Here is a 22,011-nt window from a genome sequence, read left to right as displayed (position 1 = left end):
GGGGAGTGGAACGCACCTGTGAGCACCTTCCATTACGTTGCCGACGGCCGGCCGATCGGGCTGACCGCGCCGAGCGGTATCGACCGTGCCGCCCATCACCGGCTGGACGAAGCCTGGCTGGCGGCGGCCTGGAGCCACCCCTCCACCCGGGTCTTCGTGGTCTCCGGTGGTCAGGTGCTGGTGGACGACACACCTGACGGCGGTACCGGACTGGTGATGACCCCGGCCTTCGAAGCCCCCGTCACCGAGACCCACCGGTACTTCCTCGGCACCGACGAGGCCGGCGTCAGCTACTTCGCACTCCAGAAGGACGCACTGCCGGGACGTATCGACCAGTCGGCGCGTCCCGCCGGACTGCGTGAGGCCGGACTGCTGCTCTCGCCGCGCGACGCGGCGCTGATGGCGCATGCCGTGGCGCTGGAGAACTGGCAGCGCCTGCACCGCTTCTGCTCCCGCTGCGGCGAGCGCACCACCATCGCGGCAGCGGGCCATGTCCGCCGCTGCCCGGCCTGCGGTGCCGAGCACTACCCGCGCACCGACCCGGCCGTGATCATGCTGGTCACGGACGCGGAGGACCGTGCGCTGCTGGGGCGCCAGGTGCACTGGCCGGAGGGCCGCTTCTCGACCCTGGCGGGCTTCGTGGAGCCGGGCGAGTCGATCGAGCAGGCCGTGGTGCGGGAGGTCCAGGAGGAGGCGGGTGTCACGGTCGGCGAGGTCGAGTACGTCGCCAGCCAGCCCTGGCCGTTCCCGTCGAGCCTGATGCTGGGCTTCATGGCCAGAGCCACCTCGCCGGAGATCACGGTCGACGGTGAGGAGCTGCACGAGGCCCGCTGGTTCTCCCGGGAAGAGCTGAGCGCCGCCTTCGAGTCCGGGGATGTGCTGCCTCCGTACGGCATCTCGATCGCGTCCCACCTGGTCGAGATGTGGTACGGCAAGCCGCTGCCGAAGCCCGGAACAGCGGTCTGAGCTCCGGACGCGCTCGGCACACCGGAACGCCCCTCCGGTCACGACGGTGGCGGAGGGGCGTGGGGCGGGCGCGCGGGCCCGGGGGTCAGCTCGCGAGAGCCTGCTTGACCTGGGCCAGGCTCGGGTTCGTCATGACGATGTTCTCCCCGCCGCCCGGCGGCACGACGAGAACGGTGGGGACGGTCTGGTTGCCGCCGTTCGCCTTCTCCACGAACGCCGCGGACTCGGGGTCGTTCTCGATGTTGACCTCGACGTACGAGATGCCTTCCCGGTCGAGCTGGCTCTTCAGCCGAACGCAGTAGCCGCACCAGGTCGTGCTGTACATCGTCAGAGATCCCTGCATCTTCTTCTTCCGCTCCTCCGGGTCGTGGGCCTGTCCCGCTGTTCGAACGTACGCGATGCCGCTGCCATTCCCAGCGCGCCCGTCACACAGCTCACACCCGATTCATACGACCGGCCGGCTCCGCCTGTGGACAACCGTCCCGGTGATCTTCCCGGACCTGGCAGCATGGCGGGCGTGACAGCAGCAACGCACTCCACGCTCTTCCCTCAGGTCCCCGCGTCCGCCGACGCGGTGCTCGACGGGCTCGACCCCGAGCAGCGCGAGGTCGCGACCGCTCTGGCCGGTCCGGTGTGTGTGCTGGCCGGTGCCGGCACGGGCAAGACACGGGCGATCACCCATCGCATCGCCTACGGGGTGCGGGCGGGGATACTCCAGCCGTCGAGTGTGCTGGCGGTCACGTTCACCAACCGGGCCGCGGGGGAGATGCGGGGCCGGCTGCGCCAGCTCGGAGCGGGTGGGGTGCAGGCCCGCACCTTCCACTCGGCCGCCCTGCGCCAGCTTCAGTACTTCTGGCCGAAAGTCGTCGGAGGGGAGCTGCCCAGGCTGCTTGAGCGCAAGATCCAGCTGGTCGCCGAGGCGGCGGCACGCTGCCGGATCCGGCTGGACCGCAATGAGCTCCGCGATGTGACCAGCGAGATCGAATGGGCCAAGGTCACCCAGACGGTGCCCGCGGACTATCCGGCGGCCGTCGCCAAGGCGCTCAGGGACGCCCCACGCGACCCGGCCGAGATCGGCCAGATCTACGCGCTGTACGAGCAGCTGAAGCGGGACCGCTCCGTCATCGACTTCGAAGACGTGCTGCTGCTGACGGTCGGCATCCTCCAGGACCGCCACGACATCGCCGACCAGGTCCGCCGCCAATACCAGCACTTCGTGGTGGACGAGTACCAGGACGTGTCGCCGCTCCAGCAGCGACTGCTGGACCTGTGGCTGGGCGACCGGGACAGCCTCTGCGTCGTCGGCGACGCCAGCCAGACCATCTACTCCTTCACCGGGGCCACCCCGGACCATCTGCTGAACTTCCGGACCCGCCATCCGCAGGCCACGGTCATCAAGCTCGTGCGTGACTACCGCTCGACCCCCCAGGTGGTGCACCTGGCCAACGGTCTGCTGCGGCAGGCCCGCGGCCGTGCCGCCGAGCACCGTCTTGAGCTGGTCTCTCAGCGCGACCCGGGCCCCGACCCCGCGTACACGGAGTACGGGGACGAGCCCGCGGAGGCGGAGGGCACCGCCCGCCGCATCCGCGAGCTGATCGCCTCGGGAGTCCCCGCCGGCGAGATCGCGGTGCTCTTCCGGGTCAACGCCCAGTCCGAGGTCTACGAGCAGGCTCTCTCCGATGCCGGAGTGCCCTACCAACTGCGCGGCGCTGAGCGGTTCTTCGAGCGTGCCGAGGTCAGGGAGGCCGGGGTCGCCCTGCGCGGCGCGGCCAGGGCCGGAGGGAACGATCCTCTGCTGGACGACGCCGAAGACCTGGGCTCCCAGGTGCGGGCGGTGCTCTCCACCAAGGGCTGGACCACCGAGCCACCGGCCGGCTCCGGGGCGGTCCGCGACCGCTGGGAGTCCCTGGCCGCGCTGGTCCGGCTGGCTGAGGACTTCGCCCGGGCGAAGCCGGGGGCGACCCTGTCCGACCTTGTCGCGGAGCTCGACGAGCGGGCCGCCGCCCAGCACGCTCCGACTGTCCAGGGCGTCACCCTGGCCTCCCTCCACTCGGCGAAGGGCCTCGAGTGGGACGCCGTCTTCCTGGTCGGTCTCACCGAGGGCATGATGCCCATCACCTATGCCAAGACCGACGAGCAGGTCGAGGAGGAGCGAAGGCTTCTCTATGTGGGTGTCACCCGCGCCCGGCTCCATCTGTCACTCTCCTGGGCGCTGTCCCGGGCGCCAGGCGGCCGGGCCTCGCGCCGTCCCACCCGCTTCCTGGCCGGACTCCGGCCCGGCTCGTCGGCGCCCGGTGGCGGTGGGACGGGCGGTGCGGGGGGTGTCGAGCGGGGCAGTGGCTCGACCGCCCGGCGCAAGCGGCGGGGACCGGCGCTGTGCCGGGTGTGCGGCAAGACGCTGACCGACGCCGGCGAGATGAAGCTGATGCGCTGTGAGGACTGCCCGTCGGACATGGACGAGGCGCTGTACGAGCGGCTGCGCGAGTGGCGCTCGGGGCAGGCCAGGGAGCTCGGCCAGCCCGCGTACTGCGTCTTCACGGACAAGACGCTGATGGCGATCGCCGAAGCCGTCCCCGGTAGCGAGGGAGAGCTGGCCGTGATCTCCGGTGTCGGCAGTCGCAAGCTGGAGCGTTTCGGAGCCGACGTCCTGACCATCTGTGCAGGTCAGGAGGTTGAGGATGACGGTGGCGAGGACTGATGCAAACTCGTCGAAAAAATAGTTTGCGCCCGCCATGGTCATCCCCATAGGTTCTTAACCACGAGCACAGCGGCTTCTCTGAAGCCCTGTCCTCGTGCTGTACTTAGCTGTACTTATCCGAATACGCGCGATCGGCCTCGGCCGGTCCCAGAGACGCCGAGAGGAGGCGATTCCAGTGATCAGCACCAACACCAGCTTCATCCGCACCGCCAACTTGACCGATCGCTCGGTCGTCTCCGTCTGCTCGCTCGGCCTCTCCGGCTCGGCGTTCATTGGCACCGGTCTGTCCGGCTTCGCTGCCGAACTTCCGGTTTCCCTGTGCGTGGCTCTGCCCGTCCGGGAGCGCAATGAGCGACCGACCAAGGCACTGGCAGCAGGAGTGGTGAAGGCAGAGGCGAAGGCCTATGGCTTCGCAGCCGCCAGTGCCGGAATGAAGCAGACGCAGCACCACACGATGTGGGCCTTCCGTGGGCTCGAACCCTGGAGTGATCCAGCCTGATCCAGCATCAGGCCGGCGCCTTCAGGGCCGCGGAACCCCACCCGGGATCCGCGGCCCTTCTGTTTTCCCCGATGAGGAAACAAACGTAGGCGCCTCGGGACCAGCAAGACCCGGTACCAGCCGAAACCCGGTCCACAGACCGGAACAAACAGACGAGGAAAACACCACCGTGCAACTCGAAGCGCACGCCCCGTCCGTACCGCCTTCCGAGACGATCTCCCCGCCCTGCCCCACGGAGGACTCCACCTTGACCCCGCTCACTGCGCTCACCGCGCTCGACGACGCCATCGAGAACCTCGGCGTACCCGTCCCCTGCCGTTCCTACGACCCGGAGGTCTTCTTCGCCGAGTCGCCGGCCGACGTCGAGTACGCCAAGTCCCTGTGCCGGACCTGCCCGCTCATGGCGGCCTGCCTCGCGGGCGCCAAGGAGCGGCGTGAGCCGTGGGGCGTCTGGGGCGGCGAGCTGTTCGTCCAGGGTGTGGTGGTCGCCCGCAAGCGGCCCCGTGGCCGTCCGCGCAAGAACCCGGTCGCGGCATGAACGCCCTCGGCACCATCGACAACCCCCTCACGCACGATCCCCAGAAGCAGGCCCCGATGACCTCTTCCGCCAGTGAGCCGGCCGGCTCCGCGACCCCAGCCTTCACCACCATCGGCGCGAACGCCTCGCGTCAGAACAGGACCCGTGAGATGCAACTCCTCCAAGAAGCCCTGGCTCGTGCGCATATGCACGACCGCCTCCGGGAAGCCGAAGCGGAACGTCAGGCCGTGCGCCTGATCGCCGCCCGGCGGATGCAGCGCCGTGCCGAGCGCGTGTCGCTGCGTGCTCGCCGCGCGCTGGCCATGGCGGTCATGAACTGACCGGCGGCCCGGTTGCCACCCGAGTATGAGCTCCCACGCGGGGGCCGGTCCGAGCGGACCGGCCCCCGCGGTGCGCTGCCTCTCCCGCGCTGAATCGTCTCTTCGGTGCGTTGGCCCTGCCGACCGGGCTGTCCGGGGTTATCGTCGCGTGGTGGACCAGCACACTCATCACCCTGTCCCGCCGGGTGCCGAGAACGTCGTCTGTTCCCGGTGCGGCAAGGTCGCCGAAGGTACCCCACCGACCTGGATCTGCTCCGTGGAGAACGGTCGGCGCCACTACATCTGCGAGGACTGCGCCCGGGCCAACATCAGAGCCATCGAGGGACGGCTCGACTCCTCCTGGTGGTGAAGGGCGCCCGCCCGACCGCGTCTGCCTGCCTCAGACCACCGCCTGCCTCAGGCCCCCGCGACCAGCTCATCGTCCCGGTCCCTCCTTTCATCGGCGGGTCCGTGCGCCCCCGCGGCATCCGCCAGGAACCCCGGCAGCCACTCCTCCAGTTCGTCCCGCAGACGCACGGTGGCGTTCAGTTGGCACAGCACCCCGATGGTGCTCAGCGTCACCCGGTGGATCAGCAGATACGCAGGCGGGAGATTGAGCTGCTTGCCCAACTGGTGGGCGGGGGAGCGCGGATCGGCGATCCGGGCAGCCTGACCGCGCATCCAGCCCCGGGTGAAGGTGAACACGTCGGCCTCGGCGGGCTCGATGATCGGCAGCAGATAGTCGAGGACCGCGCCGGGCTCCAGATCGACCGACTCCTTGACGAAGCCTTCCTCGCGCAGAAGCCCGTAGACGGCCTCGGCGTCGCCGGCCAGAGACAGCCGCAGTGACTCGCCTATGGTCGAGGGCAGCCCGCCCGGGAGCCGGTCGACCGTGCCGAAGTCCAGCACGCCCAACCGCCAGGCGCCGCACCCCTCGCCGGCATCGTCCGGCTCATCCGCCGGAAGCAGCCGGAAGTTCCCCGGATGCGGGTCCGCGTGCAGCAGACCCGTGCGCGCCGGTCCCGAGAACAGGAAGCGGGCGAGCAACTGGCCCGCGCGGTCTCGCTGCTCCTGGGTGCCCTCGCTGATCACCTCGGAGAGCGGTATACCGCCGATCCACTCCGTCACCAGCACCTGGTCACCGTGGTGGACCACATCCGGGACCATCACATCCGGATCGCCGCGGAACTTCGCCGCGTGCTCCTGCTGGGCCCGGGCCTCCAGCCCGTAGTCAAGCTCCTCCGAAACACGGTCCCGCAACTCGGTGATCAGCGGTTTGATATCCATCCCCGGAAGCAGCGGACCCAGCAGCCGGGCGAACCTGCTCAGCTGGGTGAGATCCGAGAGCAGTGCCTCACCGGCCCCTGGATACTGCACCTTCACCGCGACCTCGCGCCCGTCGTGCCAGACGGCATGATGGACCTGGCCGATCGATGCCGCTGCCGCGGGCTTGTCCTCGAACTCCAGGAACAGCTCCCGCCAGTCCTCACCGAGACGCTCCGTCAGCACCTCGTGGACGGTGCGCGTCGGCATCGGGGGAGCGGCGTCCTGGAGCTTGGTCAAAGCGGCCCGATACGGGCCCGCGACCTCCTCGGGAAGCGCGGACTCGAAGACGGACAGAGCCTGCCCCATCTTCATGGCACCGCCCTTGAGCTCGCCCAGCACCCGGAACAACTGCTCCGCCGTACGCTGTTGCAGCTCTCTTGCCACGATCTCCGCGGACTTGCCGCCGATCCGCTTGCCGAGACCCCATGTCGCGCGACCCGCGAAGCCCAAGGGCAGAGCGGCCAATTTGGCGGTACGGGTGACCGCCTTCCGGGGAAGATCAGACATTGCGCCCCTCCAGTTCCCAGACTGCCGTGCCGCGTGCAGGAGATACCCGGTCATTTCGTCGTGCGGTGGCCCCGGCCCCCGTTGCGCGCTTTTCCCCAGTCTGCCCAACCGCACCACACGAGCAGTCCGGGTGGCCCCGGAGCCGCTCCGACCGCCACTCCAAGAGAGGCAGCGAAACCTCCCAGCGGGCGCCCGTGCTCGCCGGCAGGTCGCCGTCGAGAAACGCCAGCGCGTGGGCCGCGGCGAGCCCCGCGACCGCAGTCGCGAGTCCCAAGTCACAGGGTCCTGCGCAAGTGGCGTCACGGCCCGAACGCCACTGCGCCAGCATCCGCGGCCAAGCCGGATCACGGTCCGTCCTCGCCCCCAGCAGACAACCTGCGCAGGCGCTGCCACCAGGTAGTACCAGTGGCCCCACCACCCCGGTGGCCTCCAGCACCCCCGCGTACAGATGCGGGGTGCCGGTGCCGATCCACTGCTCGGAGACAGCGGGATCGGGGGCGTAGACGGCGAGACCGTCCCTCGGCGCGACGACGACCAGGGAGAGCGACGGCTCATCCCGCGGCGGTCCACCCGGCGGCGGCCGGTATGGCCCGCGTGGCGGTCCCACCGCGGCCCACCGCCTCACCAGCCGGGCACCCGCGGTGTCCCGGCGCTCGCCGACCGCCTCCGGTGCCAGCCCGCAGGGGGCCACATCCCAGGGCGCGGCATCCCCCGAGTCCAGGACATCGACCCGGCCAACACCGGAGGCGGACAACGTCGCCGCGATCGCCGCACCGACCCGCCCAGCGCCGCGTACCTGGACTCGCAGTGCTCCCCGTCCGGCCAACCGGGCCATCGCCGCGCCTGGTTCGGGGTGCACCACCGAGAGCGATGCGAGGTCGGGCCGCAACCGGTCGAGCGCGTCGCCGATCCGCTTGCGCGGCGCGTCGGCGTCCGGCCCGCCCCCTGTCGTGCCGTCGACCAGCCCCGCTGAGGCCAACCGTGCCAGCAGGGTGTCCACCTGACCGTCGGGCAGCCCCATCACCCTGGCCTCCTCCCGCAGCCGAGGCAGCCCGCGGGTGCCGTCGATCAGCGAGAGCAGACTCCCGGTCGCCATGTCGACGGGTCCGACCACCACCGCATGCGCCGACGTGGCACCGAACTGCACATACCGCGAATCCCGCCAAGCCCGCCGAAGTCCTCGCTTCATCATCGGATGCATAACTCCCCCGTCCTCTCCGGAAAACGGTCCGGACTGACTGACCGTGCGGACCGCGATCCCTGCCGTGCAACCCGTCCGCCTTCGGACGGGTCTGTCTGGCAGCAGAATGCCGAACCCCGGCGACAGGTGCGGAAAGTTATCCACAGCGGGTGGGTGTTAATCGTTCAAATCGTGCGTGGCGTTGCGGCCCGCAGAATGGATCAAGGTCTATCCGACCGCGGGCGGGACTTACCCGACGCGCAGCGGGTAACGTCAGGGCGTGTCCGCCGACCCACCGCACAGCGCCGAAAGCCGGCAGCGCAGTGCGCCCCGATACGCGTCCCGGCCCCCCGTGACGAGCGCTGTCGAGGTGCGCAGGAGCGCCCGGCGCAGGAGAACGGTCTCCGCCTACCGCGAGGGAGACCGGACGATCGTGCTCATTCCCGCCCGGATGTCCGAGGCGGAGGAGCAGCGCTGGGTGACGGTGATGCTCGACAAACTCGCGGCCCAGGAGAGCAAACGGACCCTCGGCGACGCGGAGCTGGCGGAGCGCGCCGCGAGGCTGTCCGCGCAGTACTTCGGTGGGCGGGCCAGACCCGATTCCGTGCGCTGGGTGACCAACCAGAACACCCGTTGGGGCTCCTGCACCCCCGCGGAGGGCAGCATCCGCCTGTCCCACCGGCTTCAGGGCATGCCCGAGTACGTGGTCGACTACGTGCTCGTCCACGAGTTGGCGCACCTGCTCGTACCCGGTCATGGACCGCGCTTCTGGAAGCTCCTGGAGGCCTATCCGCGCACCGAACGTGCCCGCGGATACCTCGAAGGCGTGGCAGCCGCGGCCCGGCTCCCGAATCCGCCCGGCGACTCCGGCTCCGACGCCGGTTTCGAGGCAGATGTTCCCGTCGATCCCGTCGATCTCGCGGATTCCGGCGACCTTTCCGAAGCGGCCGATCATGCCGGTTCCGACGGTCGACTCGCTGACGGCTGACACCCGTTCACCGGAACGGATCGGCGAACGGCGCTCACCGATTCTGTACCGAACGTGTACCGACCCGACTCAATGTCGCCGGTAGCGGCTAGCCTGGCGCGGCATAGTCACAAGTCGTCGGGATGGGGGACGGTCGTAACGCATGGCCAGGGAATTCCAACGAGGCCACAAGGCCAAGATCAGTGATCTCACTCCTGGGACGGATCTGTACGTGGGAGTGCAGATCGCGGCGCCCGGACTGACCTTCGATATCAGCTGCTTCGGCCTCGATGCCAACGAGCAGCTTTCGGACGACCGGTATTTCATCTTCTTCAACCAGCCGAAGTCGCCTGAGGAGTCCGTTCAGCTACTCGGCGCGCAGGCCGGTGACACCGAGTCGTTCCGGGTCACGCTGGACCGCGTCCCGGCGAACATCCACAAGCTGTCGTTCACCGCCACAGTCGACGGTGCCGGACAGATGTCGCAGATCGGCCCCGGATACATCCGGATCGTGGCCGGTGGCGAGGAAGTCGTCAGATACGCCTTCACCGGCTCGGAGTTCTCCACCGAGCGCGCCGTCATGCTGGGCGACTTCTACCTCAAGGACGTCTGGCGGTTCGCAGCCGTCGGACAGGGCTTCGACGGCGGACTCGACGCGCTGCTCAGGAACTTCGGCGGCGAGGTGGCCGAGGAGGAGCCCGCCGCGCAGCAGGCCCAGCCGTCGCAGGCCGCGCCAGGGTTCGCTCCGCCCGCTCAGGCCCCGTCCTTCGGCGCACCCGCGGCGCCGCAGACACCCGTGGCTCCGCAGCCCGCGCCCGCGTTCGGCGCGCCGCACACCCCGGCTCCCGCTCCAGCCGCCCCGCAGGCTACCGGCGGCCCCCAGGTGCATTCGGCGCCCACCATCGCCGCGCCCATGGCCCCGCCCATGGGCGCGGTCCCCCCGCAGGCCCCACCGGCTCCGCAGGCCCCGTACGGCCAGCCGCCTCAGCAGCAGCAGCCGTTCGGCCAGGTGCCCGGTCAGGTCCCGGGTGCCCAGCCCCCGGCCTTCGGCCAGCAGCCCGCCCCGTACGGCCAGCCCGGTGCGCCCCAGGGCGTCCCGCAAGGGGTCCCCCAGAGCGGCGCCGGCCTCCAGGCGGCACTCCAGCCCTACAAGGAGCTGCCCACCGGCCAGCGGTGGACCCCGCAGAACCAGCAGCTCATGCGGGTCGACCTGGCCATGGGCGGTGCTCCCGTGCTGGCCCGTCAAGGCAGCATGGTGATGTACCAGGGAAAAATCGACTTCAGCTACAAGAGCGCCGGTTTCGCCGGCCGGATCGTCGGCAACGCGACGGGCCAGGAGATGCAGCTGATGCGCTGCACCGGCCGTGGCCAGGTCTTCCTCGCCGAGGACGGAGCCCATCTGCACCCGATCGAGCTCCAGGGTGACGGAATCTGCGTCTCCGCCGAGAGCGTCCTCGCCTTCGACGAGTCCCTCCAGCACGAGGTCCGCCGTATCGAGGGCCATGGCATCCCTGGTGGCGCCCTGTTCACCATGCTCTTCCAGGGCACCGGCACGGTCATCGTGAAGACCCACGGCATCCCGGTGGTGCTTCCGGTCACCCCGACCACCTTCGCCGACTCCAACGCCATCGTCGCCTGGTCGGCCGCCTCCCAGGTGATCCTTTCCAGCCAGGTCAGGCTGCGCCGCAACTCCTACCCCGGTCACAGCGGGGAGACCGTGAACCTCCAGTTCCGGGGCGCGCCCGGCAACTTCATCGTCGTCCAGCCCTACGAGGTCTGAGGGAGCCCGGAGAATGAACCAGCAACTCGCGGGCTACGCCCCGACCCCCGTCACGGCCCGGATGGAGAACCACGGTCGCACGATGCTCAAGGTGGCCATGGCCACCGGTCAGGACCTGTTCGCCCGAGCCGGTTCGATGGTCGCGTACGAGGGCTTCATCCAGTACGAGCCCAATCCGCCCGCCGTTCGCCAGGTCGCCTCGCAGTGGGTGACCGGCGAAGGGGCACCCATCATGAAGTGCTCCGGCGACGGTCTGCTCTATCTGGCGGACTACGGCGCCGATGTCGTCGTCATCAACCTCAACAACGACTCGATCTCGGTCAACGGCACCAACCTCCTGGCCTTCGACGCCCACCTCCAGTGGGGTGTCGAACGCGTCAAGGGCCTCGCCAAGTTCGCCGGGCAGGGCCTGTGGAACGTCACGGTCGCCGGTACCGGCTGGGTCGCCCTCACCTCGCGCGGCACGCCCATCGTGGTGGACTGCGGGCGCGGTGATGACGAGACCTACGTGGACCCGGACGCCCTTGTCGCCTGGTCGCCGAATCTGAAGGTGAAGGGCAAGCGCAGCTTCAAGGCCTCGTCCCTGATCGGCCGGGGCAGCGGAGAGGCGTACCAGATGGCCTTCTCGGGCCAGGGCATCGTCGTCGTACAGCCGAGTGAGGACAGCACCGACCGCCTGCGGGTCCGGGGCTGAGGGGGAGCGAGAACACACCATGCAGAGCCCGCTTTTCAGCTATGCCGAACAGCAGTCCCAGGAACGGTACGTCGTCCAGAACCCGCAGCTCCTGCGGGTGGCGCTCACCGGACACGACGATGTCCTCGCCCGCAAGGGCGCCATGGTCGCCTACCAGGGGCTCGTCGACTTCGATGGCGAGTACCAGTCGGGGAACCAGCGGCGAGCCCGCGCCCGCACCGGTGAGGGCCTCGACCTGATGCGCTGCTCCGGCCAGGGCACGGTCTACTTCGCCAACCTCGCGCAGTACATCCATGTGGTGGACGTCGACCAGGAGGGCATGACCGTCGACAGCGCCTATGTGCTGGCGCTCGACTCCGGTCTGCACACCGAGGTCATCGCCGTGGACAGCCAGTACGGGATCTCCGGTTCCGGGAAGTACCAGCTCAATATCTCCGGGCGGGGCAAGGTCGCCCTGATGACCTCGGGGCAGCCGCTGATGATGCAGGTCACCCCGGACAAGTACGTCAACGTGGACGCGGACGCGATTGTCGCCTGGTCCTCGTCGCTGCGGGTCCAGATGCAGGCCCAGACCCATTCCTCGGGCGTATGGCGGCGTCGGGGCAACACGGGAGAGGGCTGGGAGCTCAGCTTCCTCGGCCAGGGCTTCGCCCTGGTGCAGCCCAGTGAGCTGCTGCCGCCGCAGAACGCTCAGATCGGGGCCGGCCTGCGTGCGCAGTACGGCATGGGCCAGCAAGGCTCCCACGCCCAGAACCAGGGCAACGTCTGGAGCTAGCGGCTTTCGGGAGGGGCGGTGCCCGACCTCGGGACCCGAGGCCCGCCGCCCCTCCCGGGCGCGCCGCTACAGCCTGGCGCGGCTGCGCTCCAGCAGCAGTACGACTGATTCGTCGGCGACCCCAGCCACCTCGTCGTACCCGAACCAGCGCAGATCCAGCGACTCATCACTGATCGTCGCCACGGCGTCCGGCCGTGCGACGGCCGCGTACTGCACGTCGAAGTGCCAGTGGCAGGGCGCGGGGATCGGATGCCGGTCCAGCCGCACCGGTCCGCCCGGTAGCAGCTCCAGACCCGGGATGCCCGACTCCTCGGACCCCTCGCGCAGGGCCGCGGCCTCAAGAGTGGTGTCGCCCGGCTCGCAGTGGCCGCCCATCTGCAGCCACATGCCCAGCTTCTTGTGCAGGGTGAGCAGCACCCGGTCCCGGGACGGGTCGATCACCAGCGCACTGGCCGTCAGATGTCCGGCCGCGCAGGCCTTCCACACGCCGTCCGGGTGCGCCGCCAGATGATCGAGGTAGTCCTGGCGCAGCTGCGCCTGGTCCGCATAGGCCTTCAGTACGTGGACGGCGTCGTCGTACAGGCTCACTTGTCGGTGTCGTCCTTGTCGCTGTCGCTGTCGCTGTCGTGGCCTGTGCCGTCCGCGCCGCGGCCCTGTGCGGCCTCGCCGAGCATCTTGTCCCACTCGGAGAAGTCGAGCTGCTCACGGTGCACGAATCCGTCCGGGTCGTCGAGGTCGGACGCCGTCGGCAGCATGTCCGGGTGCTCCCACAGCGCGTCGCGGCCGTCGAGCCCGCGCGCGTCGGTCAGCGACGCCCACAACCAGGAGGCGTCCCGCAGCCGTCGCGGCCTCAACTGGAGGCCGATCAGCGTCGCGAAGGTCTGCTCGGCCGGACCACCGGAGGCACGCCGCCGGCGCAGCGTCTCGCGCAGAGCGTCCGCCGACGTCAGCCGGTTCTTGGCGGCGTCGTGCACCACGGCGTCCACCCAGCCCTCGACCAGGGCCAGCGCTGTCTCCAGCCGAGCCAGGGCGGCCTTCTGCTCCGCGGTGTCCTCAGGCTGGAACATCCCCTGCTGGAGCGCCTCCTGCAACTGCTCCGGGTGCGTCGGGTCGAACTGCCCGACCACGTCCTCCAGCTTGGTCGTGTCGACCTTGATGCCCCGCGCGTAGCCCTCGACCGCACCGAACAGATGCGAGCGCAGCCACGGCACATGGGCGAACAGCCGCTGGTGGGCGGCCTCGCGCAGTGCCAGATAAAGCCGGACCTCGTCATTGGGGACACCGAGATCCTTGCCGAACGCCGCCACGTTCAGCGGGAGCAGTGCGGCCCTGCCCGCGGGACCGAGCGGCAGCCCGATGTCCGTCGAGCCGACGACCTCGCCCGCCAGCACACCGATGGCCTGCCCGATCTGCTGGCCGAACATGGCGCCTCCCATGGAGCGCATCATGCCGATGAGCGGGCCGGCCATCGCCTGCATCTCGTCGGGGAGCACATCGCCCATGGCGGTGCCGACCCGCTCGGCCACCGGGTCGACCAGCTGCTGCCACGCGGGCAGGGTCGCCTCGACCCACTCGGCCCGGCTCCACGCCACGGCGCTCGTGGCACCGGACGGCAGCGATGTCGCTCCGTCGAGCCACAGATCGGCGAGCCGCATGGCCTCCTCGACCGCCGAACGCTCGGCCGGGCCCACGCTCGTGTCCTTTGTGCCGTCCTGGGTGCCCTGGGAGACCGTCTGGCGGGCGATCTGCTTGGCCATGTCCCAGTTCACCGGCCCGCCCTCGTAGCTCAGCATCTGGCCGAGCTGCTGGAAGGCCGCGCCGAGGTCGTTGGGATTCAGAGAGCCGAACATCGCGGCGAACGGGTTGTCCGCGCCGCCGGGCCCTCCGGCACCCGGGAAACCGAACCCGAAGGGGTTGGCCGGTCCGCCCTGGCCGCCACCGGAACCCTGCCCACTTCCGGTGGGGTCCTTCTTCTTGCCCTCGTCGCCGTTCTCCGGCTCCTCCGGCGGAAGGCCGAATCCGAATGGGGTGTCACTCACGGGTTTCCTCGGCTCGTAGGGCCGCCGGCTCCAGGCCGACGGCGAATGCCCGACAACACCACCAGCCTAAGCATGGCCTGGCTGGCCGCGGTGGCGTGATCGGCCGACTCCGGTCGTAAGACCATACGGATCCGGCCCTGACCATGGCTGATCCGGACCGGACGAGGGCTGGGTGCTCCGCCGACCCGCTGCCTGCGGCAGGATGGACGCCACCTGGGTACGTGCGCGGCTTTCGCGTACGTACTGAAGACAACCGCTGGAGACGCCCGGTGAGTTCCCCAGATCCGCAGGTTCGCGCAGCGCGAAACCCCCTCAGCCCCGCCGCGGGGCGCGGCCCCGTGGTCGCGGTGACCGGCGCCGCTTCGGGCATCGGAGACCTGCTGACGAGGCGCCTCGTCGAATCCGACGAGATCAAGCAGGTCATCGCCATCGACGAGCGGCGCGGCGAGGTCCCGGAGGCCCACTGGCACATCCTCGACGTCCGGGACCCGGCGATCGCCGAGAAGCTGCGCGGCGCCGACGTCGTCGTGCACCTGGCGCTCGATCTGGATCTGGAGACCGACTCCGCCGCCCGTACCGCGTACAACGTGCGCGGCACCCAGACCGTACTCACCGCCGCCGCTGCCGCGGGCGTACACCGGGCCGTGCTGTGCACCTCGGCCATGGTCTACGGGGCGCTGCCCGACAACGACGTCCCACTGTCCGAGGACGCCGAGCTGCGGGCGACCGCCGAAGCCACCGGCGTCGGTGATCTGCTGGAGATCGAACGCTTGGGCCGCCGTGCCCCGCGTGCCCACCCAGGGCTGAACGTCACGGTGGTCCGGCCCGCGGTGCTGGTGGGCGGCACGGACACGGCCCTGACCCGCTATTTCGAGTCACCGAGGCTGCTCGTCGTCGCCGGATCCCGGCCGACCTGGCAGTTCTGCCATGTCGAGGACCTGGTGAGCGCCCTGGAGTACGCGGCGCTGGAGAAGGTGGACGGCGAGTTCGCGGTCGGCTGCGACGGCTGGCTCGAGCAGGAGGAGGTCGAGGAGCTCAGCGGTATCCGCCGGATGGAGCTGCCGTCCGCGGTCGCGCTGGGCGCGGCGGCCCGGCTGCACAGGATCGGCCTCACCCCGTCCCCCGCGGGCGACCTCGCGTACACGATGCACCCCTGGGTGGTCAGTGTCGGCAGGCTGCACGACGCCGGGTGGCGGCCCCAGTGGACCAACGAGGAGGTGCTCGCCGCGTTGCTGCAGGAGGTCGGTGGGCGGCACACCGTCGCGGGTCGCCGCCTGGGCCGCAAGGACGCCACCGCGGCCGCGGGTGCGGCGGGCGCGACGGTGGCGCTGCTGGGTACGGCCGCCCTGGTACGGCGGGCACGCAAGCGGCGAGGACTGTGAGCAGCGGTTCTTTGTAGGAGGCTCCGAACGCCGTCTGCGAGCCCCGGCGGAAAGCGCGGTTCCGGGGTGTCGGGATGGTGCGGCACGATGGAGCTATGGCAGACATGAGCGATCATCCCGGTGAGCAGGCGGCGGCGGATCCGATCCGACTGCTGGAAATTCGCGAGACCCCGCTCTCAGTGGACGAGGTCTTCCGTGCGGTCGGCGACGCGGCAGCGGGCGGCACCGCGCTGTTCGTCGGCACCGTGCGCAATCACGACGGCGGCGCCGATGTCGATGCGCTCGGGTATTCCTGCCACCCCACGGCCGAGGTGGAGATGCGCCGTATCGCGGAGAAGATCGTTGCCGAGTATCCGGTCCGCGCCCTGGCCGCTATCCACCGAGTGGGTGACCTTGAGGTCGGGGACCTCGCTGTCGTGGTCGCGGTCTCATGCCCGCACCGCGGCGAGGCGTTCGACGCCTGCCGGAAGCTGATCGACGACCTGAAGCACGAAGTCCCCATCTGGAAGCACCAGCAATTCTCAGACGGAACAGAAGAATGGGTAGGCGCGTAGCGCCTTCGACTGAGGGGTGGTGGTCGGGTGACGGGAGGGCGGGTAGGCGCGTAGCGCCTTCGACTGAGGGGTGGTGGTCGGGTGACGCGTGAGGGCTGGGTCCGGCGCCTTTGCTGCGTATAGACCCTTAAACGCCTCTTTGGGGCGTACAGGTGTGCGTCACGGGTACCCGTGACAGGACTGGCGGCAGTCTGGTCGACGGCGGGGAAACCGATTTGCGTAACTGCCACCCTGCCACCAGCGTTGAACAGACGGATGGTTAATCTGCTGATCGGCTAGCTATAGCGGTGGTTGTACCAGTCCATGGGTCGGGAGGTAGGGATGGCGGCACTTGCCTGGTTGCTGATTCCGCTTTTCGCCGCCGTAGGTGCGGCGATCTGGGGAAGCTGGGCCTCGCGCAGCCGAACTACCGGAGACGTCGCCGAGCTGGCCGGTTATGCGCGGTTCCGGGACGCGATGGAGAAGTCCCATTCCGGTTCGGACGCTGCCTGAGGTCCCTTCGGCGGGGCCGTTCTGAGGCTCACGCCGGCGCGCGTCTTCCAGGAGGCGTGCGCCGAGTTCTCGCTCCCGTACGGCCCGGCCCGGCGAGTGCACTGACGGACCAGTCCCGTACTGTCGTTCCATGCCACGCCGCACAGCGACGATGCTCGCCTCCACCCTCGTCCTCATTGTGCTGCTCTGTGTCGGCGTGTACATGGCCCCGCCGTACTCCGAGATGACGCCCGGCCCGACGGTGAACACACTCGGCGAGGCCGGTGGTGAGCCGGTGCTGCATATTTCGGGCCGCAAGAGCTACCCGACCTCCGGGAACCTCAATATGACCACTGTCAGGGTCACTGGTGCGGAGTACCGGATGAACCTGGTCGAGGTCGTCTACGGCTGGCTGGCTCATGACAACGTGGTGGTGCCGCACGACACGCTCTACCCGGACGGCAAGACCGAGGAGCAGTCCAACCAGGAGAACGCCGAGGAGTTCAGCCAGTCCCAGGAGAGCGCCAAGGTCGCGGCACTGAAGCAGCTCGGTATCCCGGTGAGCACACGCGTGGTGGTCTCCTCCATCCGCAAGGGAAGCCCTGCCGAGGGCACGCTGCACGCGGGGGACGTGATCAAGGCCGTGGACGGGGCGCCGGTCAAGGAACCGGGAGAGGTCGCCAAAGCCGTCACCAAGCACCGCCCCGGTCGGCAGGTCGTCTTCACGGTGGTGCCCGCGAAGGTGGCGGCGGCTGCGGAGAAGGCGGGCAAGGAGCCGTCTGCCACTCAGGACGTGCGGGTGAAGACGGTGAAGTCCGACGAGGGCGACCGTGCCGTCGTCGGCATCACCGCTGGTACGGACCACACCTTCCCGTTCACCATCGACATCAAGCTCGCCGACGTGGGCGGCCCCAGCGCGGGACTGATGTTCGCGCTGGGCATCGTGGACAAGCTCACCCCGGAGGATCTGACCGGCGGCAAGTTCGTCGCGGGCACCGGCACGATCGACGAGAAGGGGGTTGTCGGCCCGATCGGCGGAATCGAGATGAAGCTGGTCGGCGCACGGGACGCGGGAGCCGAGTACTTCCTGACGCCGGAGGCCAACTGCCCCGCCGCCGCTTCGGACACCCCGGCCGGGCTCACCCTGGTCAAGGTCAAGGCCATCAGCGACGCCGTGAAGTCCCTGGAGAAGATCCGCAGCGGGGACACCAAGGGCTTGCCGAGCTGCTCCAAGGGCTGATCGCCGCGGCGCCGGGCCCCGGGCGCCGGGTCCCCGCCGAACCGCGGCAGGGGGCGCCCCCCTGGTCTGGAGCCCACCCCCTGCCGTCGCCGCGTACGCCGTCACACGGTCACAGGGTCACGCTTCGAACGTCGCCGACAGGGCCTCCGCCAGCCCCGGCACCAGGTCGGCGCCGGTGAGGACCTCCGTCGGCGAGTCCTTCTCGCGCAGCCGCAGTGCCGACTCCCGAGTCCCGTCGCGAAGTACCGCCACGGTCATCCGCACCTCCTGGCGGCCCGGATGCGCGGCCACCCACGCGGCCAGAGCGGACTCGTCAAGCCCCTCCGGTACGGACGCCTCCGCGGACGGCGGCAGCATCAGGCGCTCCACCGTCAGGGCACAGCCCGCCACGGCGTCGGGCCAGGCGATGGTCCCGAGGAACTCGTCGAGCGGGGTGCCGGACGGGATCTCGTCCTGCTCTACCGGGGTCAGCGCTTCGGCCTGGTCGCCTGCCGACAGCCCGAGCTGGTCGGCGAGACCGGGCTCCTGGGCGCGCAGCCGTGCGGTGTCGACCAGGGCGAACAGCCGCGCGGGCCGGTCCCAGCCCAGGCCGGACGCGTACTCGTCGATCTCGAGCACCGCGCGGGTCAGCGGGCTCCCGGCCGGCGGGGTCCCGGGTCGGGACGGCTGGTGATCAGACGACGAGGAGGACGGTGAAGGGGATTCATTGGACATGGCCAATATCCTGCCTCCTCCGCCCCCGCTGTCGGGAACTAGGTAAAGCATCAGTAAGTTCCATGAGTGGGCCCTACGATCGCGAGGGCCCGGGTACACCCGCGGCGCGCGGGTACGCTCGCACGCTTCAGACAATCGCGAACTTCGAGGGGCGCACGTTGGCTTTCCAGATGCCGGACCGCGGCGGAGGCCCTAGCGGGCCACGGATCAGAGTCGGTCGGCCGTCCCGGCGCGCCCGTACTCTGCTGATGACACTGGGCGTGCTGGCCGTCCTGGCCATGGCCTTCGTCATGTTCTCCGGGTTCTGGACCGACTGGCTCTGGTACCGCTCGGTGAACTACTCCTCCGTGTTCACGACCACCCTGTGGACCAAGGTCGGTCTCTTCGCGGTCTTCGGGCTGCTGATGGCGGCCGCGGTCGGGGTGAACATCTGGCTGGCCTATCGGCTCCGCCCGCCGCTCAGCGCAATGTCGTTGGAGCAGCAGAGCCTCGACCGGTACCGGATGGGGATCGCCCCGTACAAGAAGTGGGTGCTCATCGCGGTCACCGCCCTGGTCGGGCTGATCGCCGGCGCCTCCGCCTCCACGCAGTGGCGCACATGGCTGATGTGGGTCAACGGCGTCCCGTTCGGGCAGAAGGACCCCCAGTTCGGTCTCGACGTGGCCTTCTTCGCGTTCGACCTACCGTGGTACCGCTTCCTGCTCGGTTTCGGCTTCGCCGCGGCCGTGCTCTCGGTGATCGCCGCCGCGCTCACCCACTACCTGTACGGCGGGCTGCGCATCACCAGCCCCGGCGCCCGGGCCACCGCCGCGGCCACCGGCCATCTCTCGGTGCTGATCGGCCTCTTCGTCGCGCTCAAGGCCGTCGCCTACTGGCTCGACCGGTACGGCCTCGCGGTCAAGTCCAGCGACTTCAAGGCGGCCGGCAACTGGACGGGGCTGCGCTACGTCGACGCCAACGCCTATCTGCCGGCGAAGACGATCCTCTTCTGTATCGCCGTGATCTGCGCGGTGCTGTTCTTCGCGACCCTGTGGCGGCGCACCTGGCAGCTGCCGGTGATCGGCCTCGGGCTGATGGTCCTGTCGGCGATCCTGATCGGCGGCCTCTACCCGGCGATCGTCCAGAAGTTCCAGGTCCAGCCGAACGAGCAGGCCAAGGAAGCCGCGTACATCGAGAAGAACATCGAGGCGACGCGCAAGGCGTACGGCATCGACCAGACCAAGGCCGAGGACTACTCGGGGAAGGGCGATCCCAAGCGCAAGGCGCAGCAGCGCGACCAGGCGACGACCGCCGCCAGCTACCGGCTTGTCGACTCCAACGTGGTCTCGCCCGCCTTCCAGCAGCTCCAGCAGGAGCGCAAGTACTACCAGTTCCCGGCCACGCTGGATGTCGACCGGTACCGGGGGACGGACGGCAAGCCGCAGGACACGGTGATCGGTCTGCGGGAGCTCAACGTCCAGGGCATCCCCAAGCGCAACTGGATCAACGACCACTTCACCTACACCCACGGTTACGGCGCGATCGCGGCCAAGGGCACCAACGCGATCACGAACGAGGACCAGGGGACGGTCGGCTCGCCCGACTTCACCGAGTCGGGACTTCCCACGACCGGCCAGTTCGGGAAGTACGAGCAGCGGATCTACTACGGCGAGAAGACCGCGCAGTACTCGATCGTCGGCGGCCCGCAGAAGGAGCTCGACTACGAGCGCAAGAGCGAGGGCGAGGCGACCACCAGCTACCGGGGCAAGAGCGGGGTCGATCTCTCCAACGCGTTCAACCGCGCCGCGTACGCCGTCGCGTTCAGCGAGCCGCAGATCCTGTACTCGGGCGCGATCGGCGAGGGCTCGCGGATCCTGTACAACCGCACGCCCAAGGAGCGCGTCGAGGCGGTGGCCCCCTGGCTCACCATCGACGGCGACGCCTACCCGGCGGTGGTCGACGGTCGCATCAAGTGGATCGTCGACGCCTACACCACCATCAACGGCTACCCCTACGCCTCGCGTACGACCCTGGGCGACACCACGGCCGACTCGCTGACCGACAGCCAGCGGGCCGTGGTCGCGCAGCAGAACCAGGTCAACTACATCCGCAACTCGGTGAAGGCGACCGTCGACGCGTACGACGGCACCGTGGACCTCTACCAGTGGGACACCGAGGACCCCGTCCTCAAGACCTGGATGAAGGCCTTCCCGGACACCGTGAAGCCCAAGGGCGACATCGCGCCCGCGCTCAAGGCTCATCTGCGCTACCCGCAGGACATGTTCAAGGTCCAGCGCGAGCTGCTGACCCGGTACCACGTGACCGACCCCGACCAGTTCTACAGCGGCAGTGACGCCTGGCAGGTGCCGGACGACCCGACGAACAAGAACACCCGGACGGTCCCGCCGTACTACCTGAGCCTCAAGATGCCCGGGGACACGGAGCAGAAGTTCTCGCTGACCACGACCTTCACGCCGAGTGGACGGCCCAACCTGGGGGCGTTCATGGCGGTGGACGCGGATGCGACGAGCGACAAGTACGGATCGATAAGGCTGTTGAGAGTCACCTCGACCGTGCAGGGTCCGCAGCAGGTCCAGTCCGAGCTGAACGGTGTGCCTGAGGTCGCCACGTTCGTACGCGACCTCAGGGGAACGGACTCGGACATCGAGTACGGCAACCTGCTGACGGTGCCGTTGGACGGAGGCTTCCTCTACATCGAGCCGGTCTACGCACGGGGCGGCACCGCCAACTACCCGCTGCTGAAGAAGGTCGCCGTGTCGTACGGCGGGAAGCCCGTCTTCAAGGACAGCCTTGCGGAGGCGCTCAACGCGGTGTTCGGCATCGAAGGCACCGAGCAACCGCCGCCGACGACTCCGCAGCCGCCCGGCGAGACCCCGCAGCCGCCGGCCACAGGTGACGCGGCGCTGAAGCAGGCCATCGCGGATGCCCAGAAGGCGTACGAGGAGGGTCAGGCGGCGCTGAAGAAGAACGACTGGACGGCTTACGGCCGCGCCCAGGCGGACCTTCAGGCGGCGTTGGAGCGTGCGGCGGCGGCCCAGTCGTCCGGCGCGCGGGCACCCGCGCCGTCAGCACCGCCGACGGCCCCCTCGGCTGCTCCCTCGGTAGCCACTTCACAGGCGCCGTAAGGCGATTGGGGCGCTGAACGGAGATCAGCGCGATGCCCTCGGTCGGCGGTCGAAGCGTGCCTGAACGGCCGCCGACCAGGGCACACCACGCGGCGTGGTACGGTAGTCGCACAACGACGCGGGGTGGAGCAGCTCGGTAGCTCGCTGGGCTCATAACCCAGAGGTCGCAGGTTCAAATCCTGTCCCCGCTACTGAAATAGAAGGGCCGGGTCCATCAGGTTACGGGCCGTCGGCAGTCGGGCGGGGTGCTGGGTGTT

General features: G+C 69.5%; 20 protein-coding genes, 1 tRNA gene and 1 pseudogene. 16 read left to right on the top strand and 6 right to left on the bottom strand.

The genetic code is table 11. From position 1 onward, the window contains the following. The first annotated feature begins 18 nt into the window (after positions 1–18). Positions 19–966, top strand: coding sequence for an NAD(+) diphosphatase (gene nudC, locus ACFWI9_RS11380; protein WP_387160844.1), 948 nt, complete (start codon positions 19–21; stop codon positions 964–966). Positions 967–1,051: 85 nt separating this feature from the next. On the opposite strand, the gene ACFWI9_RS11375 is transcribed toward nudC, so the two are convergent. Beyond that, a complete protein-coding gene (locus ACFWI9_RS11375) occupies positions 1,052–1,309 on the bottom strand; it encodes a glutaredoxin family protein (RefSeq protein ID WP_387160843.1) in 258 nt (85 codons plus the stop codon). A 231-nt stretch (positions 1,310–1,540) separates the two neighbouring features. Between ACFWI9_RS11375 and ACFWI9_RS11370 the strand changes: the two genes are divergently transcribed. From ACFWI9_RS11370 to ACFWI9_RS11350, 5 genes are all read left to right on the top strand, one after another. After that, positions 1,541–3,664, top strand: a complete 2,124-nt coding sequence (locus ACFWI9_RS11370) for an ATP-dependent DNA helicase UvrD2 (protein ID WP_387160857.1) — start codon at positions 1,541–1,543, stop codon at positions 3,662–3,664. Between the two features lie 175 nt (positions 3,665–3,839). Further along, complete coding sequence (locus ACFWI9_RS11365) at positions 3,840–4,163, top strand: hypothetical protein (protein WP_387160841.1); 324 nt, start codon at positions 3,840–3,842, stop codon at positions 4,161–4,163. Positions 4,164–4,332: 169 nt separating this feature from the next. Beyond that, complete coding sequence (locus tag ACFWI9_RS11360) at positions 4,333–4,701, top strand: WhiB family transcriptional regulator (protein WP_387160839.1); 369 nt, start codon at positions 4,333–4,335, stop codon at positions 4,699–4,701. Continuing rightward, positions 4,698–5,021, top strand: a complete 324-nt coding sequence (locus ACFWI9_RS11355) for a hypothetical protein (protein ID WP_387160837.1) — start codon at positions 4,698–4,700, stop codon at positions 5,019–5,021. The genes ACFWI9_RS11360 and ACFWI9_RS11355 overlap by 4 nt, the downstream gene beginning before the upstream one ends. 151 nt (positions 5,022–5,172) lie before the next feature. Then, positions 5,173–5,370, top strand: coding sequence for a hypothetical protein (locus ACFWI9_RS11350; protein ID WP_387160836.1), 198 nt, complete (start codon positions 5,173–5,175; stop codon positions 5,368–5,370). A 47-nt stretch (positions 5,371–5,417) separates the two neighbouring features. On the opposite strand, the gene ACFWI9_RS11345 is transcribed toward ACFWI9_RS11350, so the two are convergent. Both ACFWI9_RS11345 and ACFWI9_RS11340 read right to left on the bottom strand, forming a co-directional pair. Beyond that, entirely contained in the window at positions 5,418–6,833 is a 1,416-nt protein-coding gene (locus ACFWI9_RS11345) for an ABC1 kinase family protein (protein ID WP_387160834.1), read from the bottom strand. Next, entirely contained in the window at positions 6,826–8,034 is a 1,209-nt protein-coding gene (locus tag ACFWI9_RS11340; RefSeq protein ID WP_387160833.1) for a ThiF family adenylyltransferase, read from the bottom strand. Before ACFWI9_RS11340 ends, ACFWI9_RS11345 begins: the two co-directional genes overlap by 8 nt. A gap of 259 nt (positions 8,035–8,293) precedes the next feature. On the opposite strand from ACFWI9_RS11340, the pseudogene ACFWI9_RS11335 reads away from it, so the two are divergent. The 4 genes and pseudogenes from ACFWI9_RS11335 to ACFWI9_RS11320 form a co-directional block, all read left to right on the top strand. Beyond that, a pseudogene (locus ACFWI9_RS11335) lies at positions 8,294–8,878 on the top strand (M48 family metallopeptidase); the annotation flags it as partial. Positions 8,879–9,143: 265 nt separating this feature from the next. Next, positions 9,144–10,760, top strand: a complete 1,617-nt coding sequence (locus ACFWI9_RS11330; protein ID WP_387160832.1) for a TerD family protein — start codon at positions 9,144–9,146, stop codon at positions 10,758–10,760. Positions 10,761–10,773: 13 nt separating this feature from the next. After that, positions 10,774–11,454: an AIM24 family protein gene (locus tag ACFWI9_RS11325; protein ID WP_387160830.1), complete on the top strand. Its 681-nt coding sequence runs from the start codon at positions 10,774–10,776 to the stop codon at positions 11,452–11,454. A gap of 19 nt (positions 11,455–11,473) precedes the next feature. Continuing rightward, complete coding sequence (locus tag ACFWI9_RS11320; RefSeq protein ID WP_387160828.1) at positions 11,474–12,229, top strand: AIM24 family protein; 756 nt, start codon at positions 11,474–11,476, stop codon at positions 12,227–12,229. Between the two features lie 66 nt (positions 12,230–12,295). On the opposite strand, the gene ACFWI9_RS11315 is transcribed toward ACFWI9_RS11320, so the two are convergent. Both ACFWI9_RS11315 and ACFWI9_RS11310 read right to left on the bottom strand, forming a co-directional pair. Continuing rightward, positions 12,296–12,817: an NUDIX hydrolase gene (locus tag ACFWI9_RS11315; RefSeq protein ID WP_387160826.1), complete on the bottom strand. Its 522-nt coding sequence runs from the start codon at positions 12,815–12,817 to the stop codon at positions 12,296–12,298. Beyond that, positions 12,814–14,268, bottom strand: coding sequence for a zinc-dependent metalloprotease (locus tag ACFWI9_RS11310; RefSeq protein ID WP_387160825.1), 1,455 nt, complete (start codon positions 14,266–14,268; stop codon positions 12,814–12,816). Before ACFWI9_RS11310 ends, ACFWI9_RS11315 begins: the two co-directional genes overlap by 4 nt. A 269-nt stretch (positions 14,269–14,537) precedes the next feature. Between ACFWI9_RS11310 and ACFWI9_RS11305 the strand changes: the two genes are divergently transcribed. From ACFWI9_RS11305 to ACFWI9_RS11290, 4 genes are all read left to right on the top strand, one after another. Next, positions 14,538–15,650 (top strand): SDR family oxidoreductase, encoded by a 1,113-nt coding sequence (locus tag ACFWI9_RS11305; protein ID WP_387160824.1) that lies wholly within the window; start codon positions 14,538–14,540, stop codon positions 15,648–15,650. Between the two features lie 95 nt (positions 15,651–15,745). Next, a complete protein-coding gene (locus ACFWI9_RS11300) occupies positions 15,746–16,204 on the top strand; it encodes a molybdenum cofactor biosynthesis protein MoaE (RefSeq protein ID WP_387160823.1) in 459 nt (152 codons plus the stop codon). A gap of 321 nt (positions 16,205–16,525) precedes the next feature. After that, positions 16,526–16,696, top strand: a complete 171-nt coding sequence (locus ACFWI9_RS11295) for a hypothetical protein (RefSeq protein ID WP_387160822.1) — start codon at positions 16,526–16,528, stop codon at positions 16,694–16,696. A gap of 130 nt (positions 16,697–16,826) precedes the next feature. Beyond that, positions 16,827–17,915, top strand: a complete 1,089-nt coding sequence (locus ACFWI9_RS11290) for a PDZ domain-containing protein (RefSeq protein ID WP_387160821.1) — start codon at positions 16,827–16,829, stop codon at positions 17,913–17,915. Positions 17,916–18,032: 117 nt separating this feature from the next. Here ACFWI9_RS11290 and ACFWI9_RS11285 read toward each other — a convergent pair whose 3' ends face one another. Further along, a complete protein-coding gene (locus ACFWI9_RS11285) occupies positions 18,033–18,629 on the bottom strand; it encodes a PPA1309 family protein (protein ID WP_387160819.1) in 597 nt (198 codons plus the stop codon). 170 nt (positions 18,630–18,799) lie between these two features. Here ACFWI9_RS11285 and ACFWI9_RS11280 point away from each other — a divergent pair, with 170 nt between their 5' ends. Continuing rightward, positions 18,800–21,754, top strand: a complete 2,955-nt coding sequence (locus ACFWI9_RS11280) for a UPF0182 family protein (RefSeq protein ID WP_387160856.1) — start codon at positions 18,800–18,802, stop codon at positions 21,752–21,754. A 117-nt stretch (positions 21,755–21,871) separates the two neighbouring features. Continuing rightward, a tRNA-Met gene (locus ACFWI9_RS11275) sits at positions 21,872–21,945 on the top strand. Positions 21,946–22,011 lie beyond the last annotated feature (66 nt).

It is taken from the genome of Streptomyces sp. NPDC127084, assembly GCF_042724175.1.
Lineage (GTDB): Bacteria > Actinomycetota > Actinomycetes > Streptomycetales > Streptomycetaceae > Streptomyces.
This window is presented reverse-complemented; position numbering and strand designations above follow the sequence as displayed.

What these genes read in the sequence shown, in the direction of transcription:
- ACFWI9_RS11285 (WP_387160819.1), bottom strand. Translation starts at nt 18,629, where the DNA reads ATGTCCAATGAATCCCCTTCACCGTCCTCCTCGTCGTCTGATCACCAG.
- ACFWI9_RS11340 (WP_387160833.1), bottom strand. Translation starts at nt 8,034, where the DNA reads ATGCATCCGATGATGAAGCGAGGACTTCGGCGGGCTTGGCGGGATTCG.
- ACFWI9_RS11295 (WP_387160822.1), top strand. Translation starts at nt 16,526, where the DNA reads ATGGCGGCACTTGCCTGGTTGCTGATTCCGCTTTTCGCCGCCGTAGGT.
- ACFWI9_RS11330 (WP_387160832.1), top strand. Translation starts at nt 9,144, where the DNA reads ATGGCCAGGGAATTCCAACGAGGCCACAAGGCCAAGATCAGTGATCTC.
- ACFWI9_RS11345 (WP_387160834.1), bottom strand. Translation starts at nt 6,833, where the DNA reads ATGTCTGATCTTCCCCGGAAGGCGGTCACCCGTACCGCCAAATTGGCC.
- ACFWI9_RS11375 (WP_387160843.1), bottom strand. Translation starts at nt 1,309, where the DNA reads ATGCAGGGATCTCTGACGATGTACAGCACGACCTGGTGCGGCTACTGC.
- ACFWI9_RS11325 (WP_387160830.1), top strand. Translation starts at nt 10,774, where the DNA reads ATGAACCAGCAACTCGCGGGCTACGCCCCGACCCCCGTCACGGCCCGG.
- ACFWI9_RS11320 (WP_387160828.1), top strand. Translation starts at nt 11,474, where the DNA reads ATGCAGAGCCCGCTTTTCAGCTATGCCGAACAGCAGTCCCAGGAACGG.
- ACFWI9_RS11290 (WP_387160821.1), top strand. Translation starts at nt 16,827, where the DNA reads ATGCCACGCCGCACAGCGACGATGCTCGCCTCCACCCTCGTCCTCATT.
- ACFWI9_RS11280 (WP_387160856.1), top strand. Translation starts at nt 18,800, where the DNA reads ATGCCGGACCGCGGCGGAGGCCCTAGCGGGCCACGGATCAGAGTCGGT.
- ACFWI9_RS11355 (WP_387160837.1), top strand. Translation starts at nt 4,698, where the DNA reads ATGAACGCCCTCGGCACCATCGACAACCCCCTCACGCACGATCCCCAG.
- ACFWI9_RS11300 (WP_387160823.1), top strand. Translation starts at nt 15,746, where the DNA reads ATGGCAGACATGAGCGATCATCCCGGTGAGCAGGCGGCGGCGGATCCG.